The sequence below is a fragment of the Citrobacter sp. GW821-FHT02E08 genome (assembly GCF_059421685.1).
The window spans coordinates 12434-38350 of sequence record NZ_JBWKVL010000001.1 but is presented as its reverse complement, the minus strand read 5'-3'; the positions used below and the strand labels follow the sequence as shown (position 1 = coordinate 38350).

Here is a 25917-nt window from a genome sequence, read left to right as displayed (position 1 = left end):
AAACCGACGCTTTTGGCGTCGGCTTTTCCGTGTTTAGTTATCCGTGAGGGCATGCTGGTATTTATGCAACATGCCTGAGAGGCGTTTTACTGGTTCCGTGACCTGCGGTGGTGCTTCCCAGATGCGCAGTTTTTCCTGATAGATATCGAGTTCCTCAAGGAGTTGTCCGAAGTATCGCCGACGCTTGTCGTCGCTACTGGCGGAAATCACGCGATCGGCGGTGCGGCGAAGCTGACGGTGGAAAATAGAGAGATCGTCATTCACCGGAACCGGCGCGTCACGAAGACGTTGATGCGCAATGATCATCGTCAGCGCCAGACGGAATTTGGGCAAATCCCCAGGGAATTTGTTCATCAGCAAAAACAGCTGCTGATAGAGCGCCGGAAGATGGTTTTGCTTACGCCGTACCACATTGGTGGTCATGGCTGAGACGGCCGCCGAAACAAACTGATTCAGCAACACGCGACCGGTCCTGTCGCGGGAGTTATCCCGTACCAGCAATATCACGATAAACGCCAGCATACAGCCGACAATCTGCCCCAATGCGCTGTCCAGAAACTGGCTGAAATGGAAGGTCATGGGGTTGTCGAGCACAATGATGTTAATGGTGCTCGCCAGTGCCCCCATCGAACCCAGGCGGCGTTTCTGGACTTCGATTCCCAGAAAGAAGCCCAGTACCGCCAGACTAAGACAGAGCAGCAACATACTTTGTTGGGTGTTGGGGATGATCACCAGAAAATAGAGTAACCCCAACGGCAGCGCTGCCAGCGTCCCGTAGATAAAGTCGATCGCAACCATTCGCGGATTCGGCAATCGCATCGCCAGTGAGGTCACGACGGCAATCATCACCATCGCACCGCTACCAGACGTCCATCCCGTCCACAGCCAGAACAACGTCCCCAGCACACATGACAAGGTGGTGCGCCAGAAGTTGACCATCGCATGGTGACGCTCGGCAGACTCCACCTTCACCACGGGCTCACCCTGTAAAATCTCTTCTTCAGTCGCACTGATTTTCGTATTACCCACCACGCCGCGTTTCAATAACAGATACCGCGTTGCTGCCCCAGCCCAGGTGTACAGAGTGACAGGCGTTTCCCGCTCACCCGTCCAGGCGATCACGCGGCGCATGCGCTTGAGCTGTCGATGTACATCCTGCGCAGTTTCAACAGGGGTTTCAAACAACTCACGAAACGTATCGGTGATCAGCTCCGGACGCGTATTTTGAATCATGTAGGTTTCGCAGGATTGCGTAATCAGCGTCAGGGAGAGCGTATTCAGCGCCTTCAGACGTCGGTTAGCACGCCCCCAGCGCGAGGACTCCATGTTCAGATTGCTGCGCATGCCATCCAGTGCCGCAGTACGCCGCACAAGCGCACTCCAGGCCCGGTCCACTTCCTCACTGTCACCGTGTTTAATACACAGTTGCATCAGTTGATATTGCGCGATGAGCAGGTTATCCAGTTCAAGATCAACCTCTTGCTTCACCGATCGTGGAGAGAAAATCAGATCCGCGATGATGGCGCAGACGATACCAATCACAATCTCGCTACAGCGCTCAAGGGCGAACTGCGGCGTCAATAGCGGTTCCGTTTGAATGGTGATGACGATAATAAGTGCGGTATACCCCGAAAGCCCCCATGCATAGGAGTTTTCAAGGCGCACCAGAGAAGAGATCCAGGTGCAAAATCCCGCCCAGATACAGCACACCAGAATCATCAGCAGCGGTGCGCGAATCATGGTGATGATGATCGCCAGCGCGGCGATACAGCCGATAAAGGTTCCGATGATGCGCAACATACCGCGATAGCGGATGGCGCCAGAATACGGTTCGCCTCCGGCAGCAAACGCCGGACCCGCTGCAACAAGCGCCGCAGTCAGTACCGCCCAGCGCGGCGTTTCAAGCTGAAAGTGAAAGCCAACAAACAGAGCCAGCACAATCGCGCACGCCAGCTTTATCGCAAAGCGAACGTGTTGGCTGGCGATGGTGAACATCCCCATCATGATTAACCAAACTCGCGCAGACGATGCGCTAATTTGCGAAAGAAGGAGTCCTGACTTTCATCACGATCCTGCTGACCGGTAATCACGACCGTCGCCGTTGTACCTGCTGGCCACAGATTGTTCTGCTGGTCATCAAGACGGATCCGCACCGGAACACGCTGCGCCAGTCGCACCCATTCGAGGTTGGAATCAATCGTCGCCATGCCCTTCGCATCGCGGGTACTGCTGGCATTCGTGACCCCCGCCGCCACACTGTCCACACTTCCTTTTAATACCCGATTACTGCCCAGCGGCGTAATTTCCGCACGATAGCCCGGATGAACGCCCTCCAGCTTGGTTTCCTCCATATACGCCAGGACATAAAAAGAGTTCTGTTTCACCAGAGCAACTGCCGTGGAACCACGGGTAATAAACTCACCGGTATAGACGTTCAGGTTGGTTATCCAACCGTCTGCCGGTGCGCGAATCACGGTCCGTTCGAGATCTAATTTCGCCAGGTCACGGGTAGCCTGCGCTCTCGCGAGCTGGTGTAATACGGTTTGCAGAACGTTGTTGGCCTGATCGATCTCTTCACGAGACATCGCCTGAACGCCAAGACGGTTGCGGCGACCGGCCTCCAGGCGTTTTTCCTGCGACAACACCTGGTAATACGCCACATCGGCTTCGGCCTCTTCAAGCGCCTTTATATAGCGCGGCTGATCGATGGTGAACAGCACCTGATCCTTTTTCACCAGTTGGTTATCGCGAACATTAACATGGGTGATAAGTCCTGCCACATCTGGCGCAATGGCCACCACATCCGCGCTGAAACGCGCATCGCGCGTCCACGGTGACTCGGTGTAATAAACCCAGGCACGAAAAATGGCGATAAAAGCCAGGATGACCAGTACCAGCGTAATGGCCGTACGGGAGATTTTTCTTGTTAGTGTTTTCACTTCAGCCTCAAACAAACATGCGCGATATCAGATAAAAAAGGCAGCAATAGAGCGCGGTATTAAACAGAGCCGGATGCCATACGAAATCATAGATACCTGTCGGTACCAGCACCCGGCGCACCAGCCAGAAAATCGCCAGTGATAAAAGAAGTTCGAAAAATATCGGTGGGAAGGACAGCCCAAACACCACGATAACGGGAAACAGACTCATGTTGACCTTGATTGTAGAGAGAGTGCAGGCGATAGCGTTATTAGCCAATGTCACCGCAGAGAAGGGCAAGGAAAGCCAGGCGAGAGCGACACTGCTGTTATTTGAATAATAATATATTAGCGTAACTGTTATGCTGTTATCTATAATATGTGATCTAAATCACTTTTAAGCCAGAGTGAATAATGGAACGATTAAAACGGATGTCGGTGTTTGCCAAAGTGGTCGAATTTGGCTCCTTTACCGCCGCTGCCAGACAGCTACAAATGAGCGTCTCCTCCATTAGCCAGACCGTGGCAAAACTGGAAGATGAACTGCAGGTGAAGCTGCTGAACCGCAGTACTCGCAGCATTGGCCTTACCGAAGCCGGTAAAATTTACTACCAGGGCTGCCGCCGAATGTTGCATGAAGTCCAGGATGTGCATGAGCAGCTCTATGCGTTTAACAACACCCCTATCGGTACGTTGCGTATCGGTTGTTCTTCAACCATGGCGCAAAATGTCCTTGCCGGACTGACCGCCAGGATGCTGAAAGAATACCCCGGGCTCACGGTGAACCTGGTGACAGGTATTCCAGCCCCTGACCTGATTGCCGACGGTCTGGACGTTGTGATTCGGGTCGGCGCGTTGCAGGACTCGAGCCTGTTTTCTCGCCGTCTGGGAGCCATGCCGATGGTGGTCTGCGCCGCAAAAAGCTATCTCGCACAATTTGGCGTACCGGAAAAACCTGCCGATCTCAGCAACCACTCCTGGCTGGAATACAGCGTGCGACCGGATAACGAATTTGAGCTGATCGCCCCGGAAGGGATCTCCACCCGGCTAATCCCTCAGGGAAGATTCGTGACCAACGATCCTATGACGCTCAGCCGCTGGCTGACGGTAGGTGCCGGGATCGCCTACGTCCCGCTGATGTGGGTGATCAACGAGATCAATCGGGGAGAGCTTGAGATCTTACTGCCCCGTTATCAGTCGGATCCCCGTCCGGTCTACGCGTTGTACACCGAAAAAGACAAACTGCCCTTAAAAGTGCAGGTTGTAATCAACTATCTGACGGACTACTTTGTCGACGTGGCGAAGCTGTTTCAGGGGATGTACGGCAGAGGAAAGGAAAAGTAATAAAGGCCCGATAGCGCTGCGCGTATCGGGCCTGGAGCAAGAATCAAATTCACAGACCGGGTATATCCGGCCTCTGATAATCAGGCAGTGCCACCCACCGTCAGGTTATCCACCTTCAGCGTCGGCTGACCCACGCCAACCGGCAGGCTTTGCCCTTCCTTACCGCAGACGCCAACGCCGTTATCCAGTTTCAGGTCATTGCCGACCATCGAAATTTGCTGCATGGCTTCAATACCTGAGCCAATCAGCGTGGCGCCTTTGACCGGCTTCGTCACTTTTCCGTTTTCGATCAGATAGGCTTCTGAGGTCGAGAACACAAACTTACCGGAAGTGATGTCCACCTGGCCGCCGCCAAAGTTAGGCGCGTAGATCCCGAATTCAACCGATTCGATAATTTCCTGCGGTGTGGATTTTCCTGGCAACATGTAGGTGTTGGTCATACGCGGCATTGGCAGGTGCGCATAAGACTCACGACGCCCGTTCCCTGTCGGCGCAACGCCCATCAAACGCGCATTCAGTTTATCCTGCATGTACCCTTTCAGAATGCCGTTTTCAATCAATACGTTGTACTGGCCTGGCGTCCCTTCGTCATCGATGGCGACAGATCCACGACGGTCAACCATCGTGCCGTCGTCAACCACGGTACAAAGCTCAGAAGCCACCAGTTCACCCATATGGCCGCTGAACACTGACGTGCCACGACGGTTGAAATCGCCTTCCAGTCCGTGCCCTACCGCTTCGTGCAACAACACGCCCGGCCAGCCTGCGCCCAATACCACCGGCAGCGTTCCCGCAGGCGCAGCAACCGCAGAGAGATTCACCAGCGCCATACGTACCGCTTCTTTTGCCCACGCATCCGCGCGCACTTCGCCGTCCAGCGAGCCTAAGAAAAACTCATAGCCAAAACGACCGCCGCCGCCGCTGGCACCGCGCTCGCGTTTGCCGTCCTCTTCAACCTGTACGCTGACAGACAGGCGCACCAGCGGGCGAACATCTGCCGCCAGCGTACCGTCGGTCGCAGCAACCAGAATAAGCTCATAAACGCCGGTCAGGCTGGCAGTCACTTCCTGCACTCGTTTGTCGGCTTCACGCGCCACTTTGTCCACGCGACGCAGAATGTCCAGCTTCTCTTCACGGCTCATGCTCTGCAGCGGATCAGCGGAGGTATAAAGCGCCTGATGCTCCACGGCACCCAGCGTTTTCACTTTACCGTCCCCACTGTCCCGCACAATGGTACGCGCCGCGTGAGCACTTTGTTCAAGCGCCAGCAGGCTTATCTGATCCGCGTAAGCAAATCCGGTTTTTTCACCGCTGACCGCACGTACACCGACGCCCTGATCGATGTTGTAAGAACCATCTTTAATGATGCGGTCTTCTAAAACCCAGGATTCGTGATAGCTCGACTGAAAATAGAGATCGCCGTAATCAAGACGGCGTTCGGCCAGTTGGCCCAGAATAGCGAACAGATCCTGATGTTTCAGGCCATTCGCTGCTAGCAATTGTTCACTTACCAGGTTCAGACTCATCGTTTTGCTACTCGTTAGTTACTGCGGTAGAAGTTCTATTTACTGAGATTGGGGCAATTACTCGCCCCCGTCAAATCATTGCGGGCTTTCTTTACGCGCCTGGCGCAGGACTTCGTTAATCTGCGGTTTGTCTACCGGACCCGTGATGCGGTAGCGCAGAATCGACACTTTGCTCCACAACGGCCCCAGCACTTTACTGGCGGCAAACACTGCCGCGCCGACAATCGGGTTAACCGCAAACGCAGCCGCCACGCCCACTGTCGCGGAGATCTCCGGTGCCACAACCGCCTCCAGATTGAGCTCCCGGCGCACCAGATTCACCGACCCCTTCATGGCGATATCGGCCTCCAGGCCATCCACCAGCGTGTCGTCTGTATTCAGAACACCGTCTTTAATCCATGCCGTGCTGCGAATGGAATCGAAATAAAAACCTTCGTTAAAGGTATCACTGAAATCAAAACGCAGCTTACGTAACAGGGCATCAAAACTCAGCAAACGCAGCAATTGACCGGCATGACCGGTACTCAGCTCCGTGATCTCACCTTTGCCAAGATGCACTTTTAAAATTCCGTTAAGCGAGGATTCTTCGGGCTGCCACGGCGGGTTACGCCAGTGCAGATCGTAATCCACATTAAACGACGCATTACGAATCGGCGTTGAGAAACCAAAGAATCCCACAGCGGCGTCAATCTTGTTACCGCGCAACTTACCTTTGAACGATGTGCGTTCACGGCCAGGGATATTCACCCACTCGCCGTCTACCGTCAGTCGGGCAAAACCGGTATCCAGCAACCCATTAGACAGCGTCAGCGTGTCGCCTTTGATACCCACATCCCCGTCGATACGCCCGTATTTTTGTCCCCACATCCAGCACTCTTCACAACGCAGTTGTACGTCCGGCCAGCCACGGAAACTCACTCTGTCATTCGACGAGAACGGTGAGGGTGATGGCGCGCTTCCACTACTCTTCGCTACATTTGGGTTGTAATAGAGGTACTTAATATTTGCCAGCCATGGCGCGTTATTACGCATCGCCAGCGTGGCGTTGATCTCTCGCCCCTGTGCAGCAACCTGAGCGCCATTCGACGAGGGTTCTGAGACAATACTCAGGTTATTCCACTGCTGCCCGCCAAGAGACAGAGAAGGCGTACGCAGCGTAATACGCTGAGGGAAATTGGCATTGGCGCCGACATTATCTGCCGCACCTTTCTGGAACAACGCTAACCATTCTGCACCATCCATGGCCGGCAGGTTGAGTTCAACACCTTCTTTCTCCGGCAATTGCGGCGTTGTGTGGCTGTCGGTTGTCCAGATAGCACGGTCCAGCGTCAATTTGTGATTCAGCAGCCAGCGGGTATTAAAATGGTTTTTATTGCCTGCGCTGCCTGTCAGGTCGAAACTCTGCAAGTTACCCGTTGCTTTAATATTCACAGGCAACGGTTCACCGGATTGTTTATTTAACGGCGCGGGTAAGTGACTACTTACATTTCGCAGATCGCCTGTCATGTCGATGTTGTACGTCGCACCTGCGTGATACGGGAGATCGATCCCCACTTTGCCGTTCCACGCCATGCTGCCGTTTAACGCACCACTGACTTGCTCTGGCAGCACGCCCATGCGGGTTGGCTGCCAGTTGCCCTTGAGATTGACCGCAACCTGATAGGCTTTCGCGCCTTCGTTGGTAGAGAAGTCCACATTCAGCGGCTGATTAAACCAGTTCGCTGTCAGCGGTTCGCTCTTGAGATTGCCATTCACAAAACTAAATTTGCCAGTCAGATTTTTCAGCGTGCTGTCGAGCGGTTGAATGAACAAGCTGTTGTTGTTCAATGAAACATCGCCCTTCGCCGTCACCTGCTCGCCATCCAGCGGGATGTCGAGATGTAAGCGAGCATTCACATCACCGTCAATCTGGAGTTGTTCCAGCGTCGCGCCAAGAGAATCCTTCAGTGGCGTTTCGTCGAAATAAGGACCGACCGCTTTACCTGGCCCCTTGATATCCGCATCAATCAGCAGTTTTTCTTTGCTGTAGTCAGGGATATTCGCCGTCAAATTGCTGGCCCTGACGCCGCCCAGATTGACGCCATCGGTCTTCATCCACAGGCCATCGTTCAGGAAGTTGAGCTCAATATTGAGATCTGTCAGCGCGGGCCAGTCCGGCTGAAACGCAAATTTCGCATTACGCAGCGGCACCAGAACCTGGAACTGACCTTCATTATGTTTATACGGGAACAGACGTGGATTACCGCCATAGACCAGCGTGGCATTATCCGCCTGGCCACCCTGAATCGCGCCACTGAGATAATCGACCAGCGCAGTACCCATCAGGTTTTCCGGGAAGTAGCGCCAGGCCTGAGAACCGTCGTCCGTGCTGATGCCCGCCAGAATGCCTAGCCAGGGTTCATCGCCCGCTAGCTGCAGATAACGGAAACCGCCGCGCGCATGGACAGCTTTTGCCTTAACGTCAATATTTCGCCCGTCTAACTGAAAACCCTTATCGTTCTTCAGCCAGTTCAACGTCGCTACGCCGCGTTCAATTTCCAGTGGCGCGCGGAAGACGGTTTCATACGGCATTTTGGCCTGTTGCATCGAAGCCGTCAGCGCACCATTTTCAACGCTCCCCGACAGCGTACCGGAGAAATTCTCCGCACCGGGTAACAGTTTCCATTGTTTCCAGGCCAGATCATTCCATGAGGCCTGGAAGCGGGTTTTTTCAGTCGCCTGCAGGGGAATATCCAGCGCCAGGATATCAATCTTTCCGCTCGGCTGTGTGGCTTGCCAGATGTCGCCCAACGCAGGAGAGAGTTTTGTGACGACAGGGCGCAATCCGTCCATATCGGACAGTTCAAGGTTACTGGCGCGAATACGTAATTCATCACTACGTTTATTGTTCTGCCCGCCCACTTCCTGTTCCGGAACCCAGGCTAGGGTCAGCGCCCCACGCGGCCAGGGCTTGTTATCCAGCGTTATACTGGTATTCGGAATATAAAATTGCCAACCCGGTTGTGCGCGACTGATATGCGCGGTCAGATTGTCGACGGAAAGGGAGTGTGCATTATTGTCGCCCTTCCAGCTCGCTCCCCCCTGTTTAAGCCAGATATCGCCGCCGGAGACTTCGCCTTTGCTAAGCGTCATCCAACCTTCCAGGCTAAAACGTGCCGTCTGTAACGCCACATTGTCCTGCATCCATTTACCCAACCACGGCTTCACGTCGATGTCATCAGCCTGTAGCCATACCCGACCATTGTTCAGCAGCCCTTCATCGTCTCGCAGATCCATACGAACCTGCATTACGCCATGCTGTCCGGTGAGACTGGAGAGGCTAACCTGCCCTTCGGCGCGGTGTCTGTCTTTGCCGTTTAGCCAGGTAAGTTGCGGGATCGCGAGTTCAGCGCGCTGGCCTGAAAGGGTGAGAAAACTGATTTGGCTGTCGCGCAGATCGAAGTGATCAAACTGTCGCAGGAAGAGATCGCTAATGCGGTTGGTTTCAAACCCGTCACTGCTCTCGTTGCGTTGGATTGGCGTATTGGTGCGGATATTCAACTGCCAGAAGGTCAGGTCGCGAAACTGCCAGCGCATGTTCAGCAGACTTTGCCAGACATCCAGCGCCAGCGTGACGCGCTTTACGGAGAGTTCACCGCCATCTTTCAGGCTGGCGTGAATATCCTTCGCCTCGAGTGTGGGGCCGAAATTTTGCCAGCTGGCGTTCAGTTGGCTGGCTGAGACAGGGATCCCCGTCGCTGACTCAATCCGGGAAAGAATCGTTGGTCGCCAGCTGTCCAGATGGGGTAACGCAAGGCGCAGCCCACTGACCAGCAGCGCTGCGACGACAACGAGCGCGGCTCCAGTGAGCAATAAAATCCCCGGCAATCGCCTCACGCGTCTCTCCTTGTCTACCCAAAAATATGACTCACAAACCCACTTCTCCGGATGGCGGCGTGAACGCCTTATCCGGCCTACGCCTGGTTTGTAGGCCCGATAAGCGCAGCGCCATCGGGCACAGTCGTTTTACATCATGACCACGTCAAATTGCTCCTGGTTATAGAGCGGTTCAATTTGCACTTTGACCTGCTTACCGACGAAGATTTCCACTTCAGCCAACGCATGCGACTCCTCGCCTTTCAACGTCTCCGCAACGGAAGGAGAAGCATAGACCAGGAATCGGTCAGAGTCGTAAGCATGATGAACGCGGACAATTTCACGCATGATCTCATAGCAGACGGTTTCGACCGTTTTCACCGTACCGCGCCCGTGGCAAGTCGGACACTCATTGCATAGCACATGTTCCACACTTTCGCGCGTACGCTTGCGCGTCATCTCCACCAGCCCCAACTGCGAAAAGCCGTTGATGCTGGTCTTCACGCGATCTTTGCTGAGCGCCTGCTCCAGCGAATGCAGCACGCGGCGTCGGTGATCTTCATTATTCATGTCGATAAAATCGATAATGATAATCCCGCCCAGATTGCGCAATCTCAGCTGTCGGGCAATGGCCTGCGTCGCTTCAATGTTGGTATTGAAGATGGTGTCATCGAGGTTTCGATGCCCCACAAACGCGCCAGTATTAATATCAACGGTGGTCATGGCTTCAGTCTGATCGATAATCAGATAGCCGCCAGATTTCAGCTCAACTTTACGCTCCAGCGCCCGCTGGATCTCATTTTCGACATCAAAGAGATCAAAAATGGGCTGACGTCCGCTGTAGTGCTCCAGCTTACTGGTCATTTCTGGAATATATTCTGCGGTGAACTCCAGCAGCGCCTCGTAAGTCAGGCGGGAATCCACGCGGATCCGGTCGAGTTGCGCGTCGGCAAAATCGCGTAAAACACGCTGTGCCAGCGCCAGTTCGCCATACATCTGATAGCGGGTTTGCGGGCGCTTTTTGCGCTCCATGACTTTGGTCCAGACGCGTTTGAGATAGGCGGCATCTGATGCCAGATCCTCTTCGCATACCCCTTCCGCCGCCGTACGAATGATAAATCCGCCCTGCTCGTCGCAATAATCAGCGACCACATTTTTCAGGCGTTCACGTTCGGCTTCGCTTTCAATACGTTGAGAAACACCAACGTGTGATGCGCCAGGCATAAAGACGAGATAGCGGGAAGGCAGCGTAATGTCCGTGGTCAGGCGGGCGCCTTTCGTGCCGAGCGGATCTTTCACCACCTGCACCATCAGATCCTGCCCCTGACGAACCAGCTCAGAGATGTCACGTACGGTGAAGTTTTTTTGTTCCTCACCGGCCACGCACTCGGTGTGCGGCATAATGTCTGAAGCGTGAAGAAATGCGGCTTTATCCAGTCCAATATCTACAAAAGCCGCCTGCATACCCGGAAGTACACGACTCACACGACCTTTGTAGATATTGCCTACGATTCCGCGTCGCGCTTCACGTTCAATATGAATTTCCTGAAGAATACCGCCATCAATGTACGCTACTCGTGTTTCCGATGGCGTTACGTTTACCAACAATTCAGCCGTCATGTGTATCCCTTTTCTCACGCAGTGAGTTAAAATTACTCAGCAACTCATACGTTTCAACCAGCGGTAAGCCGACCACGGCGTGATAGCTGCCATTTATCTTCCTGACAAAACAGCCACCCAGCCCCTGAATACCGTATGCACCTGCTTTATCCATCGGTTCACCGCTGGCGATATAGCCTGCGATGTCCTCGTCGGTCAGTGCTCTGAAAGTCACCTCTGTCACCACCAGACAGTCCAGCACGTACTGGCTGTCAGCCAGTGCAACGGCGGTCATCACCTGGTGCGTTTGTCCGGACATTTTGCGCAACATCTGCGCCGCGTGCGCAGCATCACGCGGTTTTTCCAGCACTTCACCACCCAGGATAACGATGGTATCTGCGCCCAGCACCGGTAAATCACGCGGCGTTTGCGCCACGCCCGCTTGCGCCTTTTCTCGCGCCAGACGAGAGACATACTGTTGAGCGCTTTCTCCCTCGCCGCGTTTTTCTTCAACACCGGTAAGGATACGTTCAAAAGAGACGCCAAGCTGCGTTAACAGCTCCTGACGACGCGGAGAACCGGAAGCTAAATACAGAGAAGTCATAAAAACCTTTATTGCACCGCGAACTGCTGACGCACTTTACGCATCAGCAAGAATAACCATGGCCAGAGCACACCATTGACTACACTACTCCAGAATACTTCAGGTCTGAAAGAGACGTTGATCACTAAAAACTCGGACCAGAACACAATAATATCGACGACCAGAGAAAGTAGCATTACCACCAGCGCCTGTTGCCAGAGCGCCAGGTTTCTGAATAGCTGAAATTTTAGTGCGACCAAATAGGCGATAATGCTCATGGACAACGCCCGCACGCCAAGCGTTGAGCCGCTTATCAAATCCAGTATGGCACCCATCACAAACCCCGTACCGACATTTACGCGGTGCGGTAGCGCAAGAGTCCAGTACAACAAGATGAGCAGCACCCAGTTTGGCCGGAAGACGATAATGTCGTCCGGCCAGGGCATGACTTGCAGCAAAAGTGCGATCAGAAACGAGAGCCAGATAACCCAGCGTCCCTGGCTACGATAACTTGCCACTATTGCCCTCCCGGCGCGCGTGGCGGTGGCGTTGTCGCATCCGCTGGCGGTGGGGTTATCCCTGTCGCAGGAGCTGGAACGGGCGCAGGCGGCCCCATCGCGTCTGGCGCAGGAAGAACTTGCGGCATCATCTGCATCAGGCGTTCATTTGCTACACGGTGCACTTCTTCCGGTGTCATGGGGTTCGCACCGTTACGGTCAGCGCCCCACAGCAACAACAGATAACGCAGACGCTGTAAACCTGCCGTCGGACGGGCCTGAATCACGGTGTAAGCGCGCTGGGTATCCAGCTTAACGGAAGAAACCACGGCAACCGGATACCCTTCCGGGAACCGACCGCCCAGACCGGATGTCACCAGCACATCACCAACGCGAATATCGGTATTGGCCGGTAAATGCTCCAGTTGCAAATCATCCGTGCAACCATTGCCCGCAGCGATAACGCGAATATCGTTACGCAGAACCTGAATCGGCAGCGCGTGCGTCGCGTCGCAAATCAGCAGCACACGGCTGGTCAGTTTTGCTACTGCAACGACCTGACCGACCACGCCTTTGTCACTGATGACCGGCTGGCCTTCATAAACGCCGTTAACGCTGCCTTTGTCGATCACCACCTGATCGCTGTAAGGGTCGTTCACCGTTGAGATGACCTGAGTCACCATCTTTTGCTCATCCTGACGCAACGGCGATCCCAGCAGCTCGCGCAAACGCGCGTTCTCCTGTTTATATTGCCCCAGCATCAGTATTTCGCTGTTTTTCAGCAGCAATTCCTGGCGCAATGCCCGGTTTTCAAGTTCGAGTTGGTCACGCGACGCCAGCGTTTGCGACACGCCGTCGAGCAATTCACGGGGACCATTTGAAATAAAGTAGAAAGGACTGACGGCGGTATCCATGTACGTTCGAATTTGACTGAACGTACCCAGGCGGCTGTCGGCAATAATCACGCCGAGCGCAACCAGCACCGCCAGAATGAGGCGAATCTGTAGCGACGGACCACGGCTAAAAATGGGCTTCATAGGCTATGCGTATTCTCGTGTCAGAGCGGAAGGGTAGCCCACGGACTACCCTGCCTGCACTCGACTACTCTTCGCTAAACAGGTCGCCGCCGTGCATGTCGATCATTTCCAGCGCCTTGCCGCCGCCGCGCGCCACACAGGTCAGCGGATCTTCAGCAACAACAACTGGGATACCGGTCTCTTCCATTAACAGACGGTCAAGGTTACGCAGCAATGCGCCACCGCCGGTCAGAACCATACCACGCTCGGAGATATCGGACGCCAGCTCCGGCGGACACTGTTCCAGTGCAACCATTACCGCGCTCACGATACCGGTCAGCGGTTCCTGCAGCGCTTCCAGAATCTCGTTTGAGTTCAGGGTAAAGCCACGCGGAACACCTTCAGCCAGGTTACGACCGCGAACTTCGATTTCGCGAACTTCGTCGCCCGGATAGGCAGAGCCGATCTCATGTTTAATACGCTCTGCGGTGGCTTCACCGATCAGAGAGCCGTAATTGCGACGCACGTAGTTGATGATCGCTTCGTCGAAACGGTCACCACCAATACGTACGGAAGAAGAGTAAACCACACCATTCAGGGAGATAACCGCAACTTCAGTGGTACCGCCACCGATATCAACAACCATAGAACCGGTTGCTTCGGAAACCGGCAGACCAGCACCAATGGCCGCCGCCATCGGTTCTTCAATCAGGAACACTTCACGAGCGCCTGCACCCTGAGCGGATTCACGAATCGCACGACGTTCAACCTGGGTCGCGCCAACCGGAACACACACCAGTACGCGAGGGCTTGGACGCATAAAGCTGTTGCTGTGCACTTGCTTGATAAAGTGCTGGAGCATTTTTTCAGTCACGAAGAAGTCAGCGATAACGCCGTCTTTCATTGGGCGAATCGCAGCGATATTGCCCGGCGTACGCCCCAGCATCTGCTTCGCATCATGACCTACTGCAGCCACGCTTTTTGGTGAGCCGGCACGATCCTGACGAATGGCCACAACGGAAGGCTCATTCAATACGATGCCTTGTCCTTTTACATAAATCAGGGTATTCGCGGTACCCAGGTCAATGGACAGGTCATTGGAAAACATGCCACGAAATTTTTTCAACATACTAAGGGATAATCCTGAAAGCTGGGGCGGAAAACAAAATCCGCTTACTTTACCAACCACACGCAGCAGCGACAAGGCGCAAAAATCATCTGCTACGGTGAAAATTAGTGCAGTTCGTTTCCTTTGTTACAAATCTCTGCCTGAGTCCCTCAGGGCTGAGTACATCAGCAGCCATCCTCGCCCGCGTTTGCAACCTGTCAAAGGTCATTCACCTGCATATTTGCTGCAACAATCTGGCGAGCAGACAAGCACACCCCCATGAGGCACAGCGCGCGTTATTCTACGTGAAAACAAATTAAACGGCAGGTTAAACCGAGTATCTTTGCGAATATTTTTTCACGTTTGTGTCAAGTGGCTGTGATGAGGCAAAAAAATCGCCCTGTCCACCCGCCACTCCGCGCTCGGTCAGTGTGCGCCACTCGCTACGCGATCGAACGCCCGTGGCGTAAACCTGCGTATGGGTGCCCGTGCAAGCCTCCACCAGACTTTGAACCAACAGTTGGTTCTCTGTTCGCTTCTCAATGTTTCTTACCAGGCTGGGATGCAGCTTGAGTAATTCGACATTGAGTTCTTTAATCCAACTGGTGCTTACCAGCGTCAAACCAGCCTGCGTAACCGCCACCCTAACGCCAAGCGCGTTCACCAGACGAATCACCGGCTGTAACCGGCTGATGTGTTGACACACATCAGCCTCTGCAAGTTCAATAATTATGCGTTTGCGATACGATTTTTCACATTGCATCAAGGTATCACGCAACCAGCGCTGGAAACGGGGACGAATTAACGACTCCACCGTCACCTGCATGGCCAGGGATTCTTGCGGCCAGTACCCTAATAATGGGATCAGGCGGCTGATCTGCAGGCGGTCGTACTCTTCCGACAAGCCAAACTGCAGCACCATCGGCATGTATTCCGCGGCAATCACCTCTTCTTCGCCATCAAAAATGCGGCACATCAGCTCCCGATGATGCACACGGCCTTCGCGCGTCACCGCCGGTTTTTGATAAATTCGTGGCCCGCCGCGAGTCAGCATCTGCTCAATGAGTGTCCGCCAGCGCACGTTGCCACGGCCTTTTTCCGGCAGGGAATCGTCATAAACAGCCCAACTGTTCCCTCCCTGCAATACAGCATTGCGGGTGGCGGCTTCAGCATGTTCCATCACTTGTTCCGTTGACTGCCCGCTGCGCCAGGCGCAAATACCGATATGCATCATATCGTCCCGATCGAGCATTTTATTCACCGGCAACGCATCGACCGCTTTTAGCAGTTGCCCGGCAATACTTTCAGATTCTTTCAATGTGCGGTGCGGTAATAAAACGGCGAAGTCGCTGCGGTGATAGCGCGCCAGTAGCGACCCCGGGTAGCGCATGATGAATGTCGAGAGCAGATTAATCAGCATGAACAGTTGCTCTTCGGCAAGGTTACGCCCCCCACTGTCGCGCAGAAGATTAAAGTCAGGCAGGCGGATCATCATCACCACGCCATGCGCGCCAACCTTCTCCTGGTCTTCCAGCAACGTCGCCAGTTGGTTATCAAAAAACAGGCGGTTACCCAACCCTGTTTTTATATCCTGCGCCGCGTAGGAGCGGATCAGCGTGTCCAGTCGACTGCGTTGTTCGCGGGCATTCTGAATTTCAGAGAGCAGCATGTCGAGCGCGCTACTGGTTCGCGCTGGCCACTCATACACTGAACCACGCACGTTTGGCCCACGCTCGCCGTTTAAAATGCGCGTCGAGCGCACCTCCAGCAATTCCTGGCCGAAAAGCTGACGCTGCAGCCAACGCACCGCCAGAAACAGCATGAGAATAATGAATCCAATCGCCAGCGTCAGCGGTGCGGTGGTCATCAGCGAATGGAAATAATTGCCCATCGGATCCTGGTACACCAGATGCAATGACATTCCGGGTTGCTTCATCAAAGGCACCGTCAGCTCGCGATAAAGATTATTGGTGCCTGCCGGACGATAACTGCTGTGACGTGAATAGCTGTAAACCTGCCGGGTTCCCTGCAGAAGATCAGCGCGCACAATATCGGCCGACATCATCAGTTCGTTAACCTGGGGCGTCAATGTGACGAAATCGCTGGAGACGAGACGGGTATCGATCGCCGTGGCAACCGCCTGAACGCGGCTGGCGTACTTGTACTGAATCGCGTTGTAGAAACTCAGCGAGCAGCCAATGAGCGTCACGAAGATCGTTAGCCCAGTGAGCAACGTAACAAAAGCTGAAAATTTCGTCGTTAATCGCATCCTTGTGTTAACTCCGATAGTTATAAAACTGCATAAGAGTGATAAAGCGACGCGAAAACGCAAAACTAAATACGAAATCCGCCCTGTTGCGCAAAGTGTGCGGGCATACTACCAAATCAGGTATATCTGGCAATTTATTGCGCTGAATCGACATCACGTTTTAATTAGCGAGTATAGTCTTCGTAGATAATTTTCCAATCCACGATGCCCACTGGATTTCGGGTTGCCGCTTGAAAAACGACGGGCACATGCAAATTGAGGACAGGTTATGCAGGCTTTGATCTTAGAACAGCAGGACGGTAAAACCCTCGCATCCGTTCAGACCATTGAGGAAAGTCAGCTGCCGGAAGGTGATGTGACGGTGGACATACACTGGTCGAGCCTGAACTACAAAGACGCACTCGCTATCACGGGCACAGGTAAAATTATCCGTCATTTTCCGATGATTCCTGGAATTGATTTCGCAGGTACGGTTTGCGCAAGCGAAGATCCCCGTTTCCATGCTGGGCAAGAGGTGCTACTGACCGGCTGGGGAGTGGGTGAAAACCACTGGGGCGGTCTGGCAGAACGCGCACGGGTGAAAGGCGACTGGCTGGTTGCCCTTCCACAAGGGCTGGATGGCCGTAAAGCAATGGTCATCGGCACCGCCGGATTTACGGCAATGCTGTGCGTAATGGCGCTGGAAGACGCGGGCATTCGTCCTGAAGACGGCGAGATTGTAGTCACTGGCGCCAGCGGTGGAGTGGGCAGTACCGCCGTTGCGCTACTGCATAAGCTGGGTTATCAGGTCGCGGCGGTGTCGGGCCGTGAAAGTACCCATGACTATCTGCGCAGCCTTGGCGCTAACCGCATTCTCGGCCGCGATGAATTTGCCGAATCTCGCCCGCTAGAGAAACAGCTCTGGGCTGGCGCAATTGATACTGTCGGCGACAAAGTGTTGGCAAAAGTGCTGGCGCAAATGAACTACGGCGGCTGTGTCGCCGCCTGCGGACTGGCGGGAGGGTTTACTCTGCCCACCACGGTGATGCCGTTTATCCTGCGCAATGTGCGTTTGCAGGGCGTGGATTCAGTTATGACCCCCGCTGCTCGCCGTGCGCAAGCATGGAAACGTCTGGCAAACGATCTGCCGGAATCCTTCTATACACAGGCAGCAACGGAAATTACCCTGGCTGACGCACCGAAGTTTGCGAATGCTATCATTAATAACCAGATCCAGGGCCGCACGCTGGTGAAGGTAAAATAAGGGCGCACGCATCAGAAATTTACACTTTATTAACTAAATTTCGCAGCACATTGACAGACTTCCTGCCATAGTAACTACGCGCCACCCGTGAGCCATGGCGCGTATACCGGGGTCTGTTATGAAAAAAATACGTCCATTTACAGAAGCCGATGTCACTGCCGAATCGGCTTTTTTTATGCAACGCCGCCAGGTCCTCAAAGCGTTAGGGATCAGCGCTGCGGCCCTGTCACTACCCGCCACTGCCCATGCCGATCTCCTGGATTGGTTTAAAGGCAACGATCGCCCGCCAGCACCCGCCGGTAAGCCGCTGAAGTTCAGTAAGCCTTCGGCCTGGCAAAACGATCTGCCGTTAACGCCAGCCGATAAAGTCTCCGGCTATAACAACTTCTACGAATTTGGCCTGGATAAAGCAGACCCGGCGGCCAATGCGGGCAGTTTGAAAACCGATCCCTGGATCCTGAAGATCAGCGGTGAGGTGGCGAAACCCTTAACGCTGGATCATGATGCGCTAACCACGCGTTTTCCGCTGGAAGAGCGCATTTACCGCATGCGTTGCGTTGAAGCGTGGTCCATGGTCGTCCCCTGGATTGGTTTTCCTCTGCATAAATTGCTGGCGCTGGTTGAACCCACCAGCAACGCCAAATATGTCGCGTTCGAAACCCTCTACGCGCCCGACCAAATGCCGGGGCAAAAAGATCGTTTTATTGGCGGAGGGCTGAAATATCCCTACGTTGAGGGACTGCGTCTGGATGAAGCGATGCACCCGCTCACGCTGCTCACCGTCGGGGTATATGGCAAAGCGCTCCCTCCGCAAAACGGTGCTCCTATCCGTTTAACCGTACCGTGGAAGTATGGTTTTAAAGGGATTAAGTCGATTGTAAGTATCAAGTTGACCCGTGAGCGCCCTCCTACCACCTGGAATCTGGCCGCCCCTAACGAGTACGGTTTTTATGCGAATGTGAATCCACAGGTCGATCACCCTCGCTGGTCGCAAGCGACAGAACGTTTTATCGGTTCAGGCGGTATTCTTGATGTGCAACGCCAACCTACACTTCTGTTCAACGGTTATGCCGATGACGTTGCCGCTCTCTATCGCGGTTTGAATTTGCGGGAGAATTTCTAAGTGCGATTGTCGGTAAAACAGATAACTGTGCTGAAAGTGCTTTTACATCTCGCCGGTTTATTACCGTTTTTGTGGCTCGTTTGGGCAGTGAACAACGGGGGATTAAGCGCTGATCCCGTCAAAGATATTCAACATTTTACCGGTAGGACTGCACTGAAATTCCTCCTGGCGACCTTGCTCGTCACCCCTCTGGCGCGCTACGCTAAACAGCCATTATTGATACGCATCCGTCGCTTATTAGGGCTATGGTGTTTCACCTGGGCGACGCTGCATTTGACCAGCTATGCGACGCTGGAGTTAGGTATTAATAATCTTGCGCTGTTCGGTCGCGAGTTGATTACGCGCCCCTATTTGGTGCTGGGGATTATCAGTTGGACTATATTGTTGGCCCTCACATTAACGTCCACGCAGGCTGCACAACGAAAACTGGGTAAACGCTGGCAACTTTTGCACAACTTCGTCTATCTTGTGGCGATTCTTGCGCCCATTCATTACCTGTGGTCGGTAAAAATTATCTCCCCGCAACCGGTCATTTATGCGCTGCTTGCGTTCGCGCTTTTGGCATGGCGTTACAAGAAGTTCCGCCAGTGGTGGCGGTAGTTGCCGGATATGTGCGGCTTGTTGCAAAACACAGACTCTCTGATGGCGTTTACAGGTTAGCGGTTGATTATCTTCCCTGATAAGACCAGTATTTAGCTGCCAATTGCTACGAAATCGTTATAATGTGCGACTTTGGTTTCCCTGACAGTGTTTTTAAGCCGCTGAAAAGGTGACATTCGCGCATTGAAGGTATATTTTGTTTTTTGCCGGAGGATTGCAGAAGATCGCAGCACAATGTCCGACAAGTCTCACATCACAACGTGAGGCCAAATATACCGGCGTCCCGATCTGACTGGAGATTCACTTGATGCCAGCGTCGGGACACACGCTTTACAGACGGCAGTAAAACTGCCTGTCACAATCACACTAAACAAAGAGTACGGAACCCACTCATGGATATTCGTAAGATTAAAAAACTGATCGAGCTGGTTGAAGAATCAGGCATCTCCGAACTGGAAATTTCTGAAGGCGAAGAGTCTGTACGCATCAGCCGTGCAGCGCCAATGCAAAGTTTCCCAGTGATGCAACAAGCTTACGCTGCACCGATGATGCAGCAGCCAGCTCTGTCTAACGCTGTCGCCACAGCGACAACTCCAGCGATGGAAGCGCCTGCCGCAGCGGAAATCAGTGGTCACATCGTACGTTCCCCGATGGTTGGTACCTTCTACCGCACGCCGAGCCCGGATGCAAAAGCGTTCATCGAAATCGGTCAGAAAGTTAACGCGGGCGATACCCTGTGCATCGTTGAAGCCATGAAAATGATGAACCAGATCGAAGCCGATAAATCCGGCGTGGTGAAAGCGATTCTGGTCGAAAGTGGTCAGCCGGTAGAATTTGACGAGCCGCTGGTCGTCATCGAATAACGAGGCGAACATGCTGGATAAAATTGTTATCGCCAACCGCGGCGAGATCGCACTGCGTATTCTTCGTGCCTGTAAAGAACTGGGCATCAAGACTGTCGCTGTGCACTCAAGCGCGGATCGCGATTTAAAACACGTATTGCTGGCGGATGAGACGGTCTGTATTGGCCCGGCTCCGTCCGTAAAAAGCTATCTGAACATCCCGGCTATCATCAGCGCCGCTGAAATCACCGGCGCGGTGGCAATTCATCCGGGTTACGGCTTCCTCTCTGAGAACGCCAACTTTGCTGAGCAGGTTGAACGCTCTGGCTTTATCTTCATCGGCCCGAAAGCCGACACTATCCGCCTGATGGGCGACAAAGTGTCTGCAATCACCGCAATGAAAAAAGCTGGTGTCCCAACCGTACCAGGCTCTGACGGCCCTCTGACTGACGATATGGATGCTAACCGTGCACATGCTAAACGCATTGGCTACCCGGTTATCATCAAGGCGTCTGGCGGTGGTGGCGGTCGCGGTATGCGCGTTGTGCGTAGCGATGCTGAACTGGCGCAGTCCATCTCCATGACCAAAGCTGAAGCGAAAGCCGCTTTCAGCAACGACATGGTTTACATGGAAAAATACCTGGAAAACCCACGCCACATCGAAATTCAGGTGCTGGCTGATGGTCAAGGTAACGCTATCTATCTGGCAGAACGTGACTGCTCCATGCAGCGTCGTCACCAGAAAGTGGTCGAAGAGGCACCAGCACCGGGCATTACGCCGGAACTGCGTCGCTACATCGGCGAACGCTGTTCTAAAGCGTGTGTCGATATCGGCTACCGCGGTGCGGGTACTTTCGAGTTCCTGTTCGAAAACGGCGAGTTCTACTTCATTGAAATGAACACCCGTATTCAGGTTGAACACCCGGTTACCGAAATGATCACCGGTGTTGACCTGATCAAAGAGCAGCTGCGTATTGCTGCCGGCCAACCTCTGTCCATCAAACAGGACGAAGTTGTGGTCAAAGGCCATGCGGTAGAATGCCGTATCAACGCCGAAGACCCGAACACCTTCCTGCCAAGCCCGGGTAAAATCACGCGTTTCCACGCGCCGGGTGGCTTTGGTGTACGTTGGGAATCGCATATCTACGCTGGTTACACCGTACCGCCGTACTATGACTCAATGATCGGTAAACTTATCTGCTACGGCGAAAACCGTGATGTGGCGATTGCCCGCATGAAGAACGCCCTGCAGGAGCTGATCATCGACGGTATCAAAACCAACGTTGAACTGCAGATGCGTATCATGAGCGACGAGCACTTCCAGAATGGTGGAACCAACATCCACTATCTGGAGAAGAAACTCGGTCTGCAAGACAAGTAAGCATACGCTAACTGAAAAAGGCCGGATTATCCGGCCTTTTTTATTTCTGGGGGGAGTTATGCCCCATCATGTACAATCCCCGCTTTCTTCATCCACAAGGGACAAAAAATGGACAAACGTTTTGTTCAGGCCCATAAAGAAGCGCGCTGGGCGCTGTGGCTGACCCTTTTATATCTGGCTGCTTGGTTAGTGGCTGCTTACTTACCTGATTCGGCGCTGGGCATTACCGGACTGCCGCACTGGTTTGAAATGGCCTGTCTGCTAACGCCGCTGGTCTTTATTTTACTCTGCTGGGCAATGGTGAAATTTATCTATCGCGATATTCCTCTGGAGGATGACGATGCAGCTTGAAGTCATTTTGCCGCTTGTTGCTTATCTTCTGGTGGTCTTTGGCCTCTCGGTCTACGCCATGAGAAAAAGAGCCACCGGCAGCTTCCTGAACGAGTATTTTCTCGGTAGTCGCTCGATGGGGGGGATTGTCCTGGCGATGACGCTGACCGCCACCTACATCAGCGCCAGTTCATTTATTGGCGGCCCCGGCGCCGCCTACAAATACGGGCTGGGTTGGGTACTGCTGGCGATGATCCAGTTACCTGCAGTCTGGCTCTCACTGGGCATTCTCGGTAAAAAATTTGCCATCCTGGCACGACGTTACAACGCCGTGACACTTAACGATATGCTGTTTGCCCGTTACCAAAGCCGTCTTCTGGTGTGGCTGGCAAGTATCAGCTTACTGGTTGCCTTTGTGGGCGCAATGACCGTGCAATTTATTGGTGGCGCGCGTCTGCTGGAGACAGCGGCGGGGATCCCTTACGATACCGGCTTGCTGATTTTTGGTATCAGTATCGCGCTGTACACTGCATTTGGTGGTTTTCGCGCCAGCGTGCTCAACGACACCATGCAAGGCATGGTGATGCTGATTGGCACAATCGTCCTGCTGGTGGGCGTGGTGCATGCTGCAGGCGGTTTAAGCCATGCTGTAGAAACGTTGCAAGCGATCGATCCGAAGCTGGTGTCACCACAGGGTGCGGACGATATTCTGTCGCCAGCCTTTATGACCTCGTTTTGGGTGCTGGTCTGTTTCGGCGTTATCGGCCTGCCGCATACGGCGGTGCGCTGCATCTCCTATAAAGACAGTAAAGCAGTGCACCGGGGAATCATTATCGGCACAATTGTGGTGGCGATCCTGATGTTCGGCATGCACCTGGCGGGTGCGTTAGGCCGTGCGGTCATCCCCGACCTGACGGTGCCCGATCTGGTTATCCCAACGCTGATGGTCAAAGTGTTACCGCCCTTTGCCGCAGGGATCTTTCTGGCGGCCCCCATGGCGGCGATCATGTCGACGATCAACGCCCAGTTGCTGCAAAGTTCCGCTACGATCATTAAAGATCTCTATCTGAACATTCGCCCGGAACAGATGACCAATGAAACACGGCTCAAGCGGATGTCGGCGGTGATCACCCTTTTGCTGGGCGCGCTGCTGCTCCTTGCCGCGTGGAAACCGCCCGAGATGATCATCTGGCTGAATCTGCTGGCATTCGGTGGGCTGGAAGCGGTGTTCTTGTGGCCTCTGGTACTTGGCTTGTATTGGGAACGCGCGAATGCGGCAGGCGCATTGAGCGCCATGATCGTCGGTGGTGTGCTGTATGCCGTACTGGCCACCTTTAATGTTCAGTACCTGGGCTTCCACGCTATTGTGCCCTCGTTGCTGCTAAGTTTGTTGGCTTTCCTGGTCGGGAACCGTTTTGGTTCACCCGCCCCACAAGCCTCCGTATTGATTACTGATAAATAAAGAGTTTTGCTATGCCTTGGATCCAACTGAAACTGAATACCACCGGTGCGAATGCTGAAGAGTTAAGCGATGCGCTGATGGAAGCGGGCGCCGTTTCTATCACCTTCCAGGATACGCACGATACGCCGGTGTTTGAACCGTTGCCGGGCGAAACCCGTCTTTGGGGCGATACGGATGTGACTGGCCTTTTCGACGCCGAAACCGACATGAAAGAGGTGGTGGCCATCCTTGAGAACCATCCTCTGCTGGGTGCGGGCTTCGTGCATAAAATCGAACAGCTTGAAGACAAAGACTGGGAGCGCGAATGGATGGATAACTTCCACCCGATGCGCTTTGGTGAACGTCTGTGGATTTGCCCAAGCTGGCGCGATGTTCCGGATGAAAACGCCGTTAACGTCATGCTGGACCCGGGTCTGGCGTTTGGTACCGGTACGCACCCTACCACCTCATTGTGCCTGCAATGGCTGGATGGACTTGATCTGAACGGTAAGACGGTTATCGACTTTGGCTGTGGCTCCGGCATTCTGGCTATTGCGGCCCTGAAACTGGGCGCAGCAAAAGCGATCGGTGTGGATATTGACCCACAGGCCATTCAGGCCAGCCGTGACAATGCCCAACGTAATGGCGTATCCGAGCGCCTGGAACTCTATTTGCCAAAAGACCAGCCAGAAGCCATGAAAGCCGATGTGGTCGTGGCAAACATCCTGGCAGGCCCATTACGCGAACTGGCGCCGTTAATCAGCGTACTGCCCACTGAGGGCGGTTTACTGGGACTTTCTGGCATCCTCGCCAGTCAGGCAGACAGTGTTTGTGAAGCGTACGCCGATCTCTTTACCCTCGACCCCGTGGTAGAGAAAGAAGAATGGTGTCGTATTACCGGCCGTAAAAAGTAATACATTTGGCGTGGTTATTCGACCACGCCTCTTGTCCCGAGAGGGGGGCGGGATTGTCCTGTAATGAGGCCGCGATCACAGAGTCAGACGATAATTTGCTGATTAATTCAGCAGATTATCTTGTTTGCGCACTTCTCAATGAAGAAAAAATGAGAAGTTACGCAAAATTGCAGACGTATAAATTTCCCGCGTAAATTTATAACTCAATGATTTATATAATCTATTAATAATTACCGTCCGCTTTAACTGCGATTCTTTGATCCACCTCAGAGGATTGGTCAAAGTTTGGCCTTTCATCTCGGGCAAAAAATGCGTAATATACGCCGCCTTGCAGTCACAGTATGGTCATTTCTTAACTCATGCGCATCGGACAATACCAGCTTAGAAATCGCCTGATCGCAGCGCCCATGGCTGGCATTACTGACAGACCTTTTCGGACGCTGTGTTATGAGATGGGAGCAGGTTTAACAGTATCTGAGATGATGTCTTCTAACCCGCAAGTGTGGGAAAGCGACAAATCTCGTTTACGGATGGTGCACGTTGATGAGCCAGGAATTCGCACGGTGCAAATTGCCGGTAGCGACCCTGTTGAAATGGCTGATGCCGCACGTATTAACGTGGAAAGCGGCGCCCAAATTATTGATATCAATATGGGGTGTCCGGCTAAAAAAGTGAATCGCAAGCTTGCAGGTTCAGCCCTACTACAGTACCCGGATCTCGTGAAGTCGATACTCAACGAGGTCGTCAGTGCTGTGGACGTTCCTGTCACTCTCAAGATTCGCACCGGTTGGGCTCCGGAACACCGTAACTGCGTAGAGATTGCCCAACTGGCTGAAGACTGTGGCATTCAGGCTCTGACCATTCATGGACGCACCCGCGCCTGTTTGTTCAATGGAGATGCTGAGTACGACAGCATTCGGACAGTTAAGCAGAAAGTTTCCATTCCGATTATCGCGAATGGCGACATAACTGACCCGCATAAAGCCAGAGCTGTACTCGACTATACGGGGGCGGACGCCCTTATGATAGGCCGTGCAGCTCAGGGAAGACCCTGGATCTTTCGGGAAATCCAGCATTATCTGGACACTGGGGAGTTGCTACCCCCCCTGCCTCTGGCAGAGGTTAAGCGCTTACTTTGCGCGCACGTTCGGGAACTGCATGACTTTTATGGTCAGGCAAAAGGGTACCGAATTGCACGTAAACACGTCTCCTGGTATCTCCAGGAGCACGCTCCAAATGACCAGTTTCGGCGCACATTCAACGCCATTGAGGATGCCAGCGAACAGCTGGTGGCGTTGGAGGCATACTTCGAAAATTTTGCGTAAACA

21 protein-coding genes are annotated in these 25917 nt (G+C 53.6%); 10 read left to right on the top strand and 11 right to left on the bottom strand.

What is annotated here, in order from left to right; translation table 11 throughout:
* Nucleotides 1–33 precede the first annotated feature (33 nt).
* From aaeB to aaeX, 3 genes are read right to left on the bottom strand one after another with little or no spacing between them, the layout of a single operon-like run.
* The gene (aaeB, locus tag AC07UY_RS00165) at nt 34–2001 is read right to left on the bottom strand and encodes a p-hydroxybenzoic acid efflux pump subunit AaeB (protein ID WP_203361196.1); all 1968 of its coding nucleotides are present in this window, start codon (nt 1999–2001) and stop codon (nt 34–36) included.
* 5 nt (nt 2002–2006) lie between these two features.
* Nucleotides 2007–2939 (bottom strand): p-hydroxybenzoic acid efflux pump subunit AaeA, encoded by a 933-nt coding sequence (gene aaeA / locus AC07UY_RS00160; protein ID WP_494661512.1) that lies wholly within the window; start codon nt 2937–2939, stop codon nt 2007–2009.
* A gap of 7 nt (nt 2940–2946) precedes the next feature.
* Nucleotides 2947–3150: a p-hydroxybenzoic acid efflux pump operon protein AaeX gene (gene aaeX / locus AC07UY_RS00155; protein WP_162379314.1), complete on the bottom strand. Its 204-nt coding sequence runs from the start codon at nt 3148–3150 to the stop codon at nt 2947–2949.
* A 182-nt stretch (nt 3151–3332) separates the two neighbouring features.
* Here aaeX and aaeR point away from each other — a divergent pair, with 182 nt between their 5' ends.
* Complete coding sequence (aaeR, locus tag AC07UY_RS00150) at nt 3333–4262, top strand: HTH-type transcriptional activator AaeR (RefSeq protein ID WP_276293717.1); 930 nt, start codon at nt 3333–3335, stop codon at nt 4260–4262.
* Between the two features lie 80 nt (nt 4263–4342).
* Here aaeR and tldD read toward each other — a convergent pair whose 3' ends face one another.
* The 8 genes from tldD to csrD form a co-directional block, all read right to left on the bottom strand.
* Nucleotides 4343–5788: a metalloprotease TldD gene (gene tldD / locus AC07UY_RS00145; protein WP_490469508.1), complete on the bottom strand. Its 1446-nt coding sequence runs from the start codon at nt 5786–5788 to the stop codon at nt 4343–4345.
* Nucleotides 5789–5863: 75 nt separating this feature from the next.
* Nucleotides 5864–9664, bottom strand: a complete 3801-nt coding sequence (yhdP, locus tag AC07UY_RS00140; protein ID WP_494700554.1) for an AsmA2 domain-containing protein YhdP — start codon at nt 9662–9664, stop codon at nt 5864–5866.
* A gap of 129 nt (nt 9665–9793) precedes the next feature.
* Nucleotides 9794–11263, bottom strand: a complete 1470-nt coding sequence (rng, locus tag AC07UY_RS00135) for a ribonuclease G (protein ID WP_192613665.1) — start codon at nt 11261–11263, stop codon at nt 9794–9796.
* Nucleotides 11253–11846 carry a Maf family protein gene (locus AC07UY_RS00130; protein WP_494700553.1) on the bottom strand — a complete coding sequence of 198 codons (594 nt, stop codon included), beginning with the start codon at nt 11844–11846 and terminating at the stop codon, nt 11253–11255. The genes rng and AC07UY_RS00130 overlap by 11 nt, the downstream gene beginning before the upstream one ends.
* Nucleotides 11847–11854: 8 nt before the next feature.
* Nucleotides 11855–12343 carry a rod shape-determining protein MreD gene (gene mreD / locus AC07UY_RS00125; protein WP_162379308.1) on the bottom strand — a complete coding sequence of 163 codons (489 nt, stop codon included), beginning with the start codon at nt 12341–12343 and terminating at the stop codon, nt 11855–11857.
* A complete protein-coding gene (gene mreC / locus AC07UY_RS00120; RefSeq protein WP_192613668.1) occupies nt 12343–13359 on the bottom strand; it encodes a rod shape-determining protein MreC in 1017 nt (338 codons plus the stop codon). Before mreC ends, mreD begins: the two co-directional genes overlap by 1 nt.
* 64 nt (nt 13360–13423) lie before the next feature.
* Entirely contained in the window at nt 13424–14467 is a 1044-nt protein-coding gene (gene mreB / locus AC07UY_RS00115) for a rod shape-determining protein MreB (RefSeq protein ID WP_000913396.1), read from the bottom strand.
* Between the two features lie 307 nt (nt 14468–14774).
* Entirely contained in the window at nt 14775–16715 is a 1941-nt protein-coding gene (csrD, locus tag AC07UY_RS00110) for an RNase E specificity factor CsrD (protein WP_494661515.1), read from the bottom strand.
* Nucleotides 16716–16983: 268 nt separating this feature from the next.
* Between csrD and acuI the strand changes: the two genes are divergently transcribed.
* From acuI to dusB, 9 genes are all read left to right on the top strand, one after another.
* Complete coding sequence (acuI, locus tag AC07UY_RS00105; protein WP_494700552.1) at nt 16984–17958, top strand: acrylyl-CoA reductase (NADPH); 975 nt, start codon at nt 16984–16986, stop codon at nt 17956–17958.
* Nucleotides 17959–18076: 118 nt separating this feature from the next.
* Nucleotides 18077–19081: a protein-methionine-sulfoxide reductase catalytic subunit MsrP gene (gene msrP / locus AC07UY_RS00100; protein ID WP_203359800.1), complete on the top strand. Its 1005-nt coding sequence runs from the start codon at nt 18077–18079 to the stop codon at nt 19079–19081.
* Complete coding sequence (gene msrQ, locus AC07UY_RS00095) at nt 19082–19681, top strand: protein-methionine-sulfoxide reductase heme-binding subunit MsrQ (RefSeq protein WP_494661517.1); 600 nt, start codon at nt 19082–19084, stop codon at nt 19679–19681.
* Between the two features lie 392 nt (nt 19682–20073).
* Complete coding sequence (gene accB / locus AC07UY_RS00090; RefSeq protein ID WP_203359798.1) at nt 20074–20544, top strand: acetyl-CoA carboxylase biotin carboxyl carrier protein; 471 nt, start codon at nt 20074–20076, stop codon at nt 20542–20544.
* A 10-nt stretch (nt 20545–20554) separates the two neighbouring features.
* Nucleotides 20555–21904 (top strand): acetyl-CoA carboxylase biotin carboxylase subunit, encoded by a 1350-nt coding sequence (gene accC / locus AC07UY_RS00085; RefSeq protein ID WP_203359797.1) that lies wholly within the window; start codon nt 20555–20557, stop codon nt 21902–21904.
* A 108-nt stretch (nt 21905–22012) separates the two neighbouring features.
* On the top strand, nt 22013–22255 hold the full coding sequence (locus AC07UY_RS00080; protein ID WP_192613676.1) for a YhdT family protein: 243 nt from the start codon (nt 22013–22015) through the stop codon (nt 22253–22255).
* Complete coding sequence (panF, locus tag AC07UY_RS00075; RefSeq protein ID WP_494700551.1) at nt 22245–23696, top strand: sodium/pantothenate symporter; 1452 nt, start codon at nt 22245–22247, stop codon at nt 23694–23696. The genes AC07UY_RS00080 and panF overlap by 11 nt, the downstream gene beginning before the upstream one ends.
* 11 nt (nt 23697–23707) lie before the next feature.
* A complete protein-coding gene (prmA, locus tag AC07UY_RS00070) occupies nt 23708–24589 on the top strand; it encodes a 50S ribosomal protein L11 methyltransferase (RefSeq protein ID WP_203359794.1) in 882 nt (293 codons plus the stop codon).
* A gap of 359 nt (nt 24590–24948) precedes the next feature.
* Complete coding sequence (gene dusB, locus AC07UY_RS00065) at nt 24949–25914, top strand: tRNA dihydrouridine synthase DusB (protein WP_192613679.1); 966 nt, start codon at nt 24949–24951, stop codon at nt 25912–25914.
* The last annotated feature ends 3 nt before the right edge of the window (nt 25915–25917 follow it).